General features: G+C 71.6%; 14 protein-coding genes. 13 read left to right on the top strand and 1 reads right to left on the bottom strand.

The window, feature by feature from the left end; translation table 11 throughout:
- Positions 1–29: 29 nt before the first annotated feature.
- Both ACZ7L9_RS01320 and ACZ7L9_RS01315 read left to right on the top strand, forming a co-directional pair.
- Complete coding sequence (locus ACZ7L9_RS01320) at positions 30–617, top strand: ArsR/SmtB family transcription factor (RefSeq protein ID WP_471411426.1); 588 nt, start codon at positions 30–32, stop codon at positions 615–617.
- Positions 618–643: 26 nt separating this feature from the next.
- Positions 644–1,882, top strand: a complete 1,239-nt coding sequence (locus tag ACZ7L9_RS01315; RefSeq protein ID WP_471411424.1) for an MFS transporter — start codon at positions 644–646, stop codon at positions 1,880–1,882.
- Between the two features lie 26 nt (positions 1,883–1,908).
- Here ACZ7L9_RS01315 and ACZ7L9_RS01310 read toward each other — a convergent pair whose 3' ends face one another.
- On the bottom strand, positions 1,909–2,541 hold the full coding sequence (locus ACZ7L9_RS01310; RefSeq protein ID WP_471411422.1) for a TIGR03085 family metal-binding protein: 633 nt from the start codon (positions 2,539–2,541) through the stop codon (positions 1,909–1,911).
- 84 nt (positions 2,542–2,625) lie between these two features.
- Between ACZ7L9_RS01310 and hisI the strand changes: the two genes are divergently transcribed.
- The 11 genes from hisI (at position 2,626) to lgt (ending at position 11,658) form a co-directional block, all read left to right on the top strand.
- Positions 2,626–3,009: a phosphoribosyl-AMP cyclohydrolase gene (hisI, locus tag ACZ7L9_RS01305; RefSeq protein WP_471411420.1), complete on the top strand. Its 384-nt coding sequence runs from the start codon at positions 2,626–2,628 to the stop codon at positions 3,007–3,009.
- Positions 3,010–3,020: 11 nt separating this feature from the next.
- Positions 3,021–4,511 carry an anthranilate synthase component I gene (locus ACZ7L9_RS01300; RefSeq protein WP_471411418.1) on the top strand — a complete coding sequence of 497 codons (1,491 nt, stop codon included), beginning with the start codon at positions 3,021–3,023 and terminating at the stop codon, positions 4,509–4,511.
- A gap of 17 nt (positions 4,512–4,528) precedes the next feature.
- Positions 4,529–5,188, top strand: a complete 660-nt coding sequence (locus ACZ7L9_RS01295) for a TIGR02234 family membrane protein (RefSeq protein WP_471411417.1) — start codon at positions 4,529–4,531, stop codon at positions 5,186–5,188.
- 128 nt (positions 5,189–5,316) lie between these two features.
- A complete protein-coding gene (locus ACZ7L9_RS01290) occupies positions 5,317–5,565 on the top strand; it encodes an HGxxPAAW family protein (protein ID WP_471411415.1) in 249 nt (82 codons plus the stop codon).
- 80 nt (positions 5,566–5,645) lie between these two features.
- On the top strand, positions 5,646–6,215 hold the full coding sequence (locus tag ACZ7L9_RS01285) for a DUF2752 domain-containing protein (RefSeq protein WP_471411413.1): 570 nt from the start codon (positions 5,646–5,648) through the stop codon (positions 6,213–6,215).
- Between the two features lie 115 nt (positions 6,216–6,330).
- Positions 6,331–7,140: an indole-3-glycerol phosphate synthase TrpC gene (gene trpC, locus ACZ7L9_RS01280; RefSeq protein ID WP_471411411.1), complete on the top strand. Its 810-nt coding sequence runs from the start codon at positions 6,331–6,333 to the stop codon at positions 7,138–7,140.
- Between the two features lie 47 nt (positions 7,141–7,187).
- On the top strand, positions 7,188–7,367 hold the full coding sequence (gene trpM, locus ACZ7L9_RS01275) for a tryptophan biosynthesis modulator TrpM (protein ID WP_471412728.1): 180 nt from the start codon (positions 7,188–7,190) through the stop codon (positions 7,365–7,367).
- A 134-nt stretch (positions 7,368–7,501) separates the two neighbouring features.
- A complete protein-coding gene (trpB, locus tag ACZ7L9_RS01270; RefSeq protein WP_471411409.1) occupies positions 7,502–8,782 on the top strand; it encodes a tryptophan synthase subunit beta in 1,281 nt (426 codons plus the stop codon).
- Entirely contained in the window at positions 8,779–9,591 is an 813-nt protein-coding gene (trpA, locus tag ACZ7L9_RS01265) for a tryptophan synthase subunit alpha (RefSeq protein ID WP_471411407.1), read from the top strand. The genes trpB and trpA overlap by 4 nt, the downstream gene beginning before the upstream one ends.
- A gap of 103 nt (positions 9,592–9,694) precedes the next feature.
- Entirely contained in the window at positions 9,695–10,513 is an 819-nt protein-coding gene (locus ACZ7L9_RS01260; RefSeq protein ID WP_471411405.1) for a DsbA family protein, read from the top strand.
- Between the two features lie 110 nt (positions 10,514–10,623).
- The gene (gene lgt, locus ACZ7L9_RS01255) at positions 10,624–11,658 is read left to right on the top strand and encodes a prolipoprotein diacylglyceryl transferase (RefSeq protein ID WP_471411403.1); all 1,035 of its coding nucleotides are present in this window, start codon (positions 10,624–10,626) and stop codon (positions 11,656–11,658) included.
- The last annotated feature ends 68 nt before the right edge of the window (positions 11,659–11,726 follow it).

The following is an 11,726-nucleotide window of genomic DNA, read 5'->3' as shown; positions in this document are numbered from 1 at the left end:
AAGTTTCCTTTCCTGTCTACGGTGAGGGCATGGCAAGCAATGAATCGCGCCGGATCTCGGATTTGGAGACGCTGAAGGCGTTCGGGCACCCCCTGCGGATGAAGCTGTACCGACTGCTCTACATCTCCCGTGAGGCCACCGCCTCCCAGCTCGCCGAACAGGTCGACGAGGCGGTCTCGCTGGTCAGCTACCACCTGCGCAAGCTCGCCGACCACGGCCTGATCGAGGAGGCCGAGCAGCAGGGCAAGGACGGACGCGAGCGCTGGTGGCAGCCCGCCTCGAAGGGGCTCAGCTTCCGCGACGAGGACTTCAGCGACGCGCCCGAGAAGGTCGCCGCGCACACCGCTGTCGGCCGGCTCTCGTTCGAACAGCGCAACGAGCTGTACCTCCGCTACCTCGACTCGGCCCAGAGCTGGCCGCCCGAGTGGCGCAGCGCCTCGTCCGGTTCCGAGTACCTGGCCCGGCTCACCGCCGAGGAACTCGCCGCGCTCAGCCGCGAGGTGCACGAGCTGATCGACCGGTACGAGGAACTCGGCCGCGCCCGCGACGAGGCCGGGGACACGGAAGGGCGCGAGAACGTCGCCATGCACCTGTACGCATTCCCGTTCCGCACCTGACTCGCCGTCCTGGGAGGACGACCCTCATGACCGTCACCGTCACGAAAACTCCCGAACGCCCCGCCCACCGCGACGGAAACGTCCTGCGCTGGCTCGGTGCCTACGCCGCATCGATGATCGGCGACAGCGTCTACTACATGGCACTCGCCTGGGCCGCCGCCCGCACCGGCAGCGCCTCGCAGACCGGCCTCGTCCTCGCCGTCGGCTCCATACCCAGGGCCTTACTGATGCTCGGCGGGGGAGTGCTCGCCGACCGGATCGGACCGCGTCGCGTCGTCATCGGCAGCGACGCCGCCCGCTGCCTGGTCGTCCTGGGCCTGGCGGGCGCGCTGCTGGTCACCTCGCCCGCCGTGTGGATGCTGATCGCCATCGCGCTGGTCTTCGGCGTGGTCGACGCACTCTTTCTGCCCGCCGTCGGCGCCCTGCCGCCCCGGATCACCGCCGCCGGTCAGCTGGCCCGCGTCCAGGGGCTGCGCGGACTCGCCGCGCGCGCCGCCAATGTCGTCGGAGCGCCGCTCGGTGGTGTCGCGGTGGCCGTCGGCGGTCCGCGGCTCGCGTTCGCCGCGGCCGGGGTGCTCTTCGCCGTATCACTGCCGCTGCTCCTGTCCCTGCGGATCAGCCCACTGCCCGCCCGGGAATCCGCCGAACCGTCCGGCACCGCCCGGCACGACCTGGCCGACGGGCTGCGCCACATCCGACGTCACCCGGTGCTCGGACCGCTGATGCTCGCCGTCGCCCTCAGCGAACTGGGCTTCGCGGGGCCGCTCAACCTCGGACTGATCCTGCTCGCCCGCGAGCGAGGCTGGGGCGCCTCCGGCATGGGCTGGATCGTCGCCGCGTTCGGGATCGGCGCCGGTGCGTCGGCCCTGGTGCTCGCCGTGCGCGGCCGGGTACCGCGGGCCGGGCTCGTGATGTGCCTGATGACGCTGATCGGCGCCGTCGCCATAGCGGCCCTGGCCCACACGCCCTCGCTGGGCCCCGCCGTCGCCGTCGCCGTCTGCATCGGGCTCTTCGCGGGCCTCGGCGGTTCCCTGTGCGGTGCCCTGATCCAGACGGTCACGGACCCCGCCTATCTGGGTCGGGTCACCTCGGTGTCGACGCTCTTCACCCACGCGATCGCGCCGCTCAGCTACCCGGTCACGGGAGCCGCCGTCGCCACCTGGGGGACGGGCCCGGTCTTCGTCACCAGCGCCGCAGTGTGCGCGTCCGGGGCGACAGCCGGTCTGGCCTTCACCCGGCTGCGCCGCGCGGAACTCCCCCGCTGACCCGGACCCGTGAGCGGAGCTCGGCCCTACATCCCCAGCTCCGCCGTGTGCAGCCGGGCCATCGCCTCCTGGTCGCCGTCCAGGCCCACCGTCGCCGCGTCCTGCCGGCCGAACGCGAAGAGCAGCAGCTCGCCCGGCTCGCCGGTGACCGTCACCACCGGGGTGCCCTTGTGCGCCACGGCCGTCTGGCCGTCGGGGCGGCGCAGCACCAGCCCCACCGGGGAGTTGCGGCCCAGCATCCGGGCCGTCTTCTCGGCGCGCGACCACAGCACGTCGGCGAAGACCGGATCCAGCTCCCGCCGCGACCAGTCCGGCTGGGCCCGGCGCACATCCTCCGCATGGATGTAGAACTCGACGGTGTTGGCGGCCTCGTCGATCGGCTTCAGACCGAACGGGGACATCCGCGGCGGCCCGGTGCGGATCAGCTGGATCAGTTCCTCGTACGGCTTCGCCGCGTACTCCTCCTGCACCCGTTCGAGGCGGTTCCTCAGCAGCCCCAGCACCAACCCGCCCGCCGCGTCCGGCCGGCGCTCCCGGACCACCACATGGGCGGCCAGGTCCCGGGTCGTCCAGCCGTGGCACAGGGTCGGGGCTTCCGGTCCCGCCGCCTCCAACAGGTCGGCGAGCAGAAGTCGTTCACGCTTCGCATGGGTCGACATGGTCGCCAGCGTACGACCGTCGCGCGCGTTCCGCCCAGTGGACGCAACCCGGAACCGCTCCCGCACCCACGGCACAATGGGCGCATGACCAGCGCGCGCACGCCCAGCACCCCGCCGCCGTCCGGCAACCTCGACCCGGCCATCGCAGCCCGCCTCAAGCGCGGCGCCGACGGCCTCGTCCCGGCCATCGCCCAGCAGTACGACACCGGCGAAGTGCTGATGCTGGGCTGGATGGACGACGAGGCACTGCACCGCACCCTCACCACCGGCCGCTGCACCTACTGGTCCCGCAGCCGCCAGGAGTACTGGGTCAAGGGCGACACCTCGGGCCACATCCAGCAGGTCAAGTCCGTCGCCCTCGACTGCGACGCCGACACCGTCCTCGTCAGGGTCGACCAGACGGGTGCCGCCTGCCACACCGGCGACCGCACCTGCTTCGACGCCGACGTCCTCCCGCTCGCGCAGTAGGGTCAGCCGCCATGGATCTCGAAACCTTCCGCAAACTGGCCGTCGACCGGCGCGTCATCCCGGTCAGCCGCCGCCTCCTCGCGGACGGCGACACCCCGGTCGGGCTCTACCGCAAACTCGCGGGCGAGCGCACCGGCACCTTCCTCCTCGAATCCGCCGAGAACGGGCGCACCTGGTCGCGCTACTCCTTCATCGGGGTACGCAGCGCCGCCACCCTCACCGCACGCGACGGGCAGGCCCACTGGCTGGGCACCCCGCCCGTCGGCGTCCCCGTCGACGGCGACCCGCTGCGGGCCCTGCGCGCCACCATCGAGACCCTGCACACCCCGCACGACCTGGTCGTCGACGACGGACTGCCCCCGTTCACCGGCGGGATGGTCGGCTATCTGGGCTACGACATCGTGCGCCGCCTGGAGAAGATCGGCGACAGCGTCGAGGACGACCTCCGCCTCCCCGAGCTGACGATGCTGCTCACCTCGGACCTGGCCGTGCTCGACCACTGGGACGGCAGCGTCCTCCTGATCGCCAACGCGATCAACCACAACGACCTCGCGACCGGCGTCGACGAGGCGTACGCGGACGCCGTCGCCCGTCTCGACGCCATGGAGCAGGACCTCTCCCGCCCGGTCGAGAACGCCCCCGCCACCCTCCCGCCGTCCGAGCTCCCCCCGTACAACGCACTGTGGGGCGGCAAGGCGTACCAGGACGCCGTCGAGGACGTGAAGGAGCGCATCAGGGCCGGCGAGGCCTTCCAGGTCGTGCCCTCCCAGCGCTTCGAAACCCCGTGCACGGCAAGCGCGTTGGACGTCTACCGGGTACTGCGCGCCACCAACCCGTCGCCGTACATGTACCTCTTCCGCTTCGACGGCTTCGACGTCGCCGGCTCCAGCCCGGAAGCCCTCGTCAAGGTCGAGGACGGCCGCGCCATGGTCCACCCGATCGCCGGGACCAGGCACCGCGGCGCCACCCCGCAGGAGGACCAGGCCCTCGCCGAGGAACTCCTCGCCGACCCCAAGGAGCGCGCCGAGCACCTGATGCTCGTCGATCTCGGCCGCAACGACCTGGGGCGGGTCTGCGAACCCGGCACCGTCGAGGTCGTCGACTTCATGTCGATCGAGCGGTACTCGCACGTCATGCACATCGTCTCCACCGTCACCGGCCGCGTCGCCGAGGGCCGCACCGCCTTCGACGTCCTCACCGCGTGCTTCCCCGCGGGCACCCTCTCCGGCGCCCCCAAGCCCCGCGCGATGCAGATCATCGAGGAGTTCGAGCCGACCCGCCGCGGACTGTACGGAGGCTGCGTCGGCTACCTCGACTTCGCCGGGGACTCCGACACCGCCATCGCCATCCGTACCGCCCTGCTCCGCGACGGCACGGCGTACGTCCAGGCCGGAGCGGGTGTCGTCGCCGACTCCGACCCGGTGGCCGAGGACACCGAGTGCCGCAACAAGGCCGCGGCCGTGCTCCGGGCGGTGCATACGGCCAACCGGCTCCACGGCTGACGAGGCCGTAGGGGATAGTGGGGTATGTGAGTGCTGTCCCCGTACCCCAGCCCCGTGCCCAAGCGGCCACCGCGCCCGACGCGTCGGGAAGCCGCCGCAGCCTGGCCGCCGGCCTGCTCCTCGGGGCGGCCGGGGCCACCGTCGTCCTGCTCGCCTCCGGCCAGACCTGGGCCGAGGGCCGGGCGGCCGTCGGCGGCGGCTCCCTGCCGCTGACCGCCGACGGCCAGGACGTCACGGGCCTCCCGGCGGCCCTCGCCGTAGTCGGCCTGGCCGCCCTCGTCGCCGTGTTCGCCGTCCGCGGCGGCGGGCGGCTGATCGTCGCCGGGCTCCTCGCCCTCAGCGGCCTCGGTGCCGGACTGAGCGCCTGCCTCGGCGCCTCCGACAGCGCGGCACTCGACGAGAAGGCCGCCCAGACCACCGGTGACGCCTCGGCGACCATCGGCGCCCTCGGCCACACCGGGTGGCCCTACGTCACCGCGGCCGGCGGCCTGCTGATCCTCCTCGCCGGGCTGCTCGCCCTGCGGTACGGGAAGCTCTGGCCGACCATGTCGGGACGGTACGAACGGGACGGCACCCCCCGCCCCCGCAAGGCCGCACGCACCGCCCCGGACCCGGACCGGCCGGAGGACCTGTGGAAGGCCCTGGACCGCGGCGAGGACCCGACGCGCGAGCCATGACCCCCCAGCTCACGTCCTATCGGCACGTACGGGACAATGAAGCCGAGCTTTCTGCACAGCGGCACCAACAGCGGCACCAGCTTTGCGTACAGCGATACCAACAGCGCATCACCAACAAGGAGCAACTCATGGCGGGCAGCAGCCACGGACACACCCCGGCCGCCTGGACCGGTGTCATCATCTCCTTCATCGGCTTCTGCGCCGCCGGCGTCTTCGTGGTCGCGGCCAACCCGATCGGCTTCTGGGCAAGCATGGCCGTCATCCTCCTCGGCGGGGTCGTCGGCCTCGCGATGAAGGCCGCGGGCCTCGGTATGCCGAAGGAGTCGGCGGAGATGGCCGCGGCCAGGGCGGCGGCCGGACAGGCCCAGATCTCCTGACACACGCAGCACACGTACGAATCGCGAGGCGCAGCCCGGACCGGGCTGCGCCTTTCCGTATCAGCGGGGACAATCACCGGGTGGACGCAACGCCTACTCCAGCCGCCGCACCCCGGGCGCCGGGCTCCCGGCCCGCCCCGGGCCGCCCGCCGACGCCACCGATGCCCGGACAGCCACCGGCGTCCGGACAGCAGCCGCCGCCGACGTCCGGTCACCCGTACCCGCCGGTCTTCCCGCCGGCCCCCGTCCCCACCTCCCGCGTCCGGCGGCTCGCCACCCCGGTGGGAGTGCTGGCCGTCGTCATCGGCGCCTTCGGCTACGTCGGTTCCGTCGACCCCAATGAACCGGGCCACTACCCGGTCTGCCCGCTGCTCCGGTTCACCGGTCTGTACTGCCCGGGCTGCGGCGGGCTGCGCAGCGCGCACGCCGTCGCACACGGCGACATCGCCGCCGCCCTCGGCTCCAACGCGCTCGCCGTCGTCGGCTACGGGCTCTTCACTGTCCTCTGGGTGGTCTGGATGTCCCGCGCCGCCCGGGGACGGCCCATGACCCTCACCGCGAAGCCCGTCGTCTGGTGGGGGATCGGGGCGGTGCTGCTGACTTTCTCGGTCGTCCGAAATTTGCCGTTCGGCTCGGCGCTGGCGCCTTGAATGCCCAGGTACTGGGACATTCGCCCACTGGATTCGAGCCCTCCGGCCTCCTGCGGATAGCATTGATGTGGCTGATCCTGTTCCCTCATCACCGTCCCGGAAGGGGGCCGCTCGCGTGAGTGTGCTCGACGAGATCATCGACGGCGTACGCGCCGACCTCGCAGAGCGGCAGGCGCGCGTAAGCCTCGACAAGCTGAAGGAACGCGCGGCGCGCGCCCCGGCGGCCAAGGACGGAGTCGCCGCACTGCGCGGCGAGGGCGTGACCGTCATCTGCGAGGTCAAGCGCTCAAGCCCCTCCAAGGGGGCGCTGGCGGCGATCGCCGACCCGGCCGCGCTCGCCGCGGACTACGAGGCGGGCGGCGCGTCCGTCATCTCGGTCCTCACCGAGGAGCGCCGCTTCGGAGGTTCACTCGCCGACCTGGAGGCCGTCCGCGCCAAGGTCGACATCCCGGTCCTGCGCAAGGACTTCATCGTCACGTCGTACCAGCTCTGGGAGGCTCGCGCCTACGGCGCCGACCTCGCCCTGCTGATCGTCGCCGCCCTCGACCAGGAGGCGCTGGTCTCCCTGATCGAGCGCGCCGAGTCCATCGGCCTGACGCCGTTGGTCGAGGCGCACGACGAGGAGGAGGCGGAGCGCGCCGTGGACGCCGGCGCGAAGATCATCGGCGTCAACGCGCGCAACCTGAAGGACCTCAAGGTCGACCGCTCCACCTTCGAGCGCGTCGCCCCCGAGATCCCGGACCACATCGTCAAGGTCGCCGAGTCCGGCGTCCGCGGTCCGCACGACCTGATCGCGTACGCCAACGCGGGTGCCGACGCGGTGCTCGTGGGCGAATCCCTGGTCACCGGCCGCGACCCGCGGGCTGCCGTCGCCGACCTGGTCGCCGCGGGTGCGCACCCGGCACTCCGGCACGGACGGGGCTGACCGCAACCGTGTCCGCCCACCGTCCCGCGTCCCGTGTCCGGCCGGGCCTGCGCCCCGCCGGTACGACGGCCGCCCGGGACCCGCACGCGCCGCTGGCGCGCGGCTGCCGCCCCCGCGGGTGCCGCGCCCCGGCCCGACGTGTGCACGGCAGGCGCGTGCGTTACGTGATCGGCGACGAGCCCGGCCAGGTCAACGGAATGCGATGGCGCACGGGGTCCGCGCAGTAGCGAGCCCCGGCCGACGAACCGCAGCATTCCTGCCGTACGTACGACCGCACCGCCCGACCGCCCCGGTCGCGGCGGCGCTCCGCTCACGGCGCATACGGTGAACCCACCCATTGCAATGTCGAGGAGCACGTCGGATGTCATCTGACTTCTTCATCCCGGACCCGGAGGGTCTGATCCCCAGCGCCGAGGGGTACTTCGGTGCGTTCGGCGGCAAGTTCATCCCGGAGGCGCTCGTCGCCGCCGTGGACGAGGTCGCCGTCGAGTACGACAAGGCCAAGGCCGACCCCGCCTTCGCCGCCGAGCTCAACGAGCTCATGGTCAACTACACCGGCCGCCCCAGCGCACTGACCGAGGTCCCGCGCTTCGCCGAGCACGCGGGCGGCGCCCGGATCTTCCTCAAGCGCGAGGACCTGAACCACACCGGCTCACACAAGATCAACAACGTGCTGGGCCAGGCGCTGCTCACCCGGCGCATGGGCAAGACCCGGGTCATCGCCGAGACCGGCGCCGGCCAGCACGGCGTCGCCACCGCCACCGCCTGCGCGCTCTTCGGCCTCGAATGCACCATCTACATGGGTGAGATCGACACCGAGCGGCAGGCGCTGAACGTGGCACGGATGCGGATGCTCGGCGCCGAGGTCATCGCCGTGAAGTCCGGCTCCAGGACCCTGAAGGACGCCATCAACGAGGCGTTCCGCGACTGGGTCGCAAATGTGGACCACACGCACTACCTCTTCGGCACCGTCGCGGGACCGCACCCCTTCCCCACCATGGTCCGCGACTTCCACCGCGTCATCGGCGTCGAGGCCCGCCGCCAGATCCTGGAGCGGACCGGCCGGCTGCCGGACGCCGCGATCGCCTGCGTCGGCGGCGGCTCCAACGCCATCGGGCTCTTCCACGCCTTCATCCCGGACGCCCGCGTCCGGCTGATCGGCTGCGAGCCCGCCGGACACGGAGTGGAGACCGGCGAGCACGCGGCGACCCTGACCGCGGGCGAGCCCGGCATCCTGCACGGCTCGCGCAGTTACGTCCTCCAGGACGACGAGGGCCAGATCACCGAGCCGTACTCCATCTCGGCCGGTCTCGACTACCCGGGCATCGGCCCGGAGCACGCGTACCTCAAGGACATCGGCCGCGGCGAGTACCGCGCGGTCACCGACGACGCCGCCATGCAGTCGCTGCGCCTCCTCTCCCGCACCGAAGGGATCATTCCGGCCATCGAGAGCGCCCACGCGCTGGCCGGAGCGCTGGAAGTCGGCAAGGAGCTCGGCAAGGACGGACTGCTCGTGGTCAATCTGTCCGGCCGCGGCGACAAGGACATGGACACGGCGGCCCGCTACTTCGGGCTGTACGGCGAGACCGACGGAACCGTCGAGGCCGATGTGGCCGACGGGGAAGAGGAGATCACCCAGTGAGCGGCAACGTGGAGTTGTTGAGCACCTCCCTCGCGACGGCGAAGGCGGAGAACAGGGCCGCGCTCATCGCGTACCTCCCGGCCGGCTTCCCGACCGTCGACGGCGCGATCGCCGCCGTGAAGGCGGTCGTGGCGGGCGGTGCGGACATCGTCGAGGTGGGGCTGCCGCACAGCGACCCGGTGCTCGACGGTCCGGTCATCCAGACCGCCGACGACATCGCCCTGCGCGGCGGCGTGAAGATCGCCGACGTGATGCGTACGGTCCGCGAGGCGTACGAGGCGACCGGGGTCCCGATCCTCGTCATGACGTACTGGAACCCGATCGACCGGTACGGCGTCGAGCGCTTCACGGCCGAGCTCGCCGAGGCGGGCGGCGCCGGGTGCATCCTGCCCGACCTGCCGGTCCAGGAGTCCGAGCTGTGGCGCGAGCACGCCGACAAGCACGGTCTCGCGACCGTCTTCGTCGTCGCGCCGAGCAGCAAGGACGAGCGCCTCGCCACCATCACCGCGGCCGGCTCCGGCTTCGTCTACGCGGCTTCGCTGATGGGCGTCACGGGCACCCGTGAGTCCGTCGGCGAGCAGGCCCAGGACGTGGTCGCGCGCACGCGCGCCACCACGTCCCTCCCGGTCTGTGTCGGCCTCGGCGTCTCCAACGCCCGACAGGCCGCCGAGGTCGCGGGCTTCGCCGACGGGGTGATCGTCGGCTCCGCCTTCGTCAAGGGCATGCTCGACGCCCCCGACGAGGAGGCGGGCCTGGTCGCGGTGCGCTCCCTGGCGGGCGAACTCGCCGAAGGCGTTCGAAAGCGCTGAGACCGTCCCCCATTTGCCGGTCGGTCTGAAACGGGTGTAACCCAAACGGGTGGACCTGGACCGGGGAGGCGCGCGCGTGCCTCCCCGGTTCGTTGCTGCGGGTGTGAGCGAGAACAACGAACAGGGAAAAAGGGCCGCGCGAGACCGGCTCGTCCGGCAGCGAGAGCGCGAGAAGTCGCATGAGCGCCGCAGGCGCACGCTGATCGTCAGCAGCGCCGTGGTGGGTGTGCTGGCGCTGGCCGCGGTCGTCGGCGTGATCGCCGCGAACACCGGCGGCAAGGGCAAGACGGCGGGCCCCGCCGTCGCCCCGTCCGGCGCGACCGGCAAGGACGGCCTGGCCATCCAGGTCGGCGCGGACAACGCCCCGTCCACGCTCACCATCTGGGAGGACTTCCGCTGTCCGGTCTGTGCCCAGTTCGAGAAAGCGTTCAGGGACACCGTCCACCAACTGGCGAGCAGCGGACAGGCCAAGGTCGAGTACCACCTCGCCACGCTGATCGACGGCAATCTCGGCGGCAGCGGCTCGCTGCGGGCGGCCAACGCGGCAGCCTGCGCACAGGACGCCGGCAAATTCTCCGCGTATCACGACGTCCTCTACCGCAACCAGCCGCCGGAGACCGACGACGCCTTCGGTGACAACGCCAAGCTGATCGAGCTCTCCGGGAAGGTCCCAGGGCTCGACACCACCGCCTTCCGCAGCTGTGTGGAGGACGGCAAGCACGACGGCTGGGTCCAGAAGTCCAACACGGCGTTCCAGAACGGCGGATTCCAGGGCACGCCGGCCGCGCTGCTCAACGGAGAGCCGATCTTCCCGAAGAAGGGGGACGAACCGATCACCGCGGCGAACCTGAAGAAGTGGGTCGCCGAGGCCAACAAGGGCAAGAAGCCGGGCACGGTCACCCCGGCTCCGTCGGGCTCCTGACCGGTGTCGGCAGGGCGACACGCAGGGGGGACGGATGACCTGCGCGTTACCCAGACGTTGCCGGGTGGGTTGCCGAACGCCCCACCCGGCAAGGTAGCGTCGACCCTGCCATGGACCTTGCCTTCATTCCCAGTCCGTCGACCGGCGTGATCAATCTCGGCCCGATCCCGCTCCGCGGCTACGCGTTCTGCATCATCATCGGTGTCTTCGTCGCCGTCTGGTTCAGCAACAAACGCTGGATCGCCCGGGGCGGCAGAGCCGGCACCGTTGCCGACATCGCCGTCTGGGCCGTGCCCTTCGGCCTCGTCGGCGGCCGGCTCTACCACGTCATCACCGACTACCAGCTGTACTTCGGCGACGGTGAGAACTGGGTCGACGCCTTCAAGATCTGGCAGGGCGGCCTCGGCATCTGGGGTGCGATCGCCCTCGGTGCCGTCGGCGCCTGGATCGGCTGCCGCCGCCGCGGGATCCCGCTGCCCGCCTACGCCGACGCGCTCGCCCCCGGCATCGCCTTCGCTCAGGCGATCGGCCGCTGGGGCAACTGGTTCAACCAGGAGCTGTACGGCAAGCCGACCGATCTGCCGTGGGCGCTGAAGATCAGTGAGGGCCCCAACCGGGTCGCCGGCACGTACCACCCGACGTTCCTGTACGAGTCGCTGTGGTGCATCGGTGTCGCCCTGCTGGTGATCTGGGCAGACCGCCGCTTCAGGCTCGGACACGGCCGGGCGTTCGCGCTGTACGTCGCCGCGTACTGCGCGGGACGGGGCTGGATCGAGTACATGCGGGTCGACGAGGCCCACCACATCCTGGGCGTACGCCTCAATGTGTGGACCGCGGGGATCGTGTTCGTGCTGGCGGTGCTGTACATGGTGATCTCGGCGAAGGTACGGCCGGGACGCGAGGAGATCGTGGAACCGGACGCGGTGGACGCCGGAGGCGTCGAGGACGCGAGTGACGCCGGAGGCGTCGATGCCGCGAAGGACGGCGACGCGAAGGACGGCGACGCGAAGGACGGCGACGCGAAGGACGGCGACGCGAAGGACGGCGACGCGAAGGACGGCGACGCCACGGGCGACGCGGACAGTACCGCGAAGACGACGGAGAAGAAGGGCGCCGCGGCCGCGGAGGCGGCGAAGAACGGCTGAGCCGTTGCGCTGTATGTGTGTACGTGTGGGGCCCGAACCAGCTGGTTCGGGCCCCACACGCGTCCTCG

It is taken from the genome of Streptomyces sp. NPDC111516 (assembly GCF_055635345.1).
The sequence above is the reverse complement of the archived record's forward strand: the minus strand, read 5'-3'. Positions and strand labels throughout refer to the sequence as shown.

Coding starts and splice junctions, on each gene's coding strand:
- ACZ7L9_RS01320 (WP_471411426.1), top strand. CDS start 30: ATGGCAAGCAATGAATCGCGCCGGATCTCGGATTTGGAGACGCTGAAG.
- ACZ7L9_RS01315 (WP_471411424.1), top strand. CDS start 644: ATGACCGTCACCGTCACGAAAACTCCCGAACGCCCCGCCCACCGCGAC.
- ACZ7L9_RS01310 (WP_471411422.1), bottom strand. CDS start 2,541: ATGTCGACCCATGCGAAGCGTGAACGACTTCTGCTCGCCGACCTGTTG.
- hisI (WP_471411420.1), top strand. CDS start 2,626: ATGACCAGCGCGCGCACGCCCAGCACCCCGCCGCCGTCCGGCAACCTC.
- ACZ7L9_RS01300 (WP_471411418.1), top strand. CDS start 3,021: ATGGATCTCGAAACCTTCCGCAAACTGGCCGTCGACCGGCGCGTCATC.
- ACZ7L9_RS01290 (WP_471411415.1), top strand. CDS start 5,317: ATGGCGGGCAGCAGCCACGGACACACCCCGGCCGCCTGGACCGGTGTC.
- trpB (WP_471411409.1), top strand. CDS start 7,502: ATGTCATCTGACTTCTTCATCCCGGACCCGGAGGGTCTGATCCCCAGC.
- lgt (WP_471411403.1), top strand. CDS start 10,624: ATGGACCTTGCCTTCATTCCCAGTCCGTCGACCGGCGTGATCAATCTC.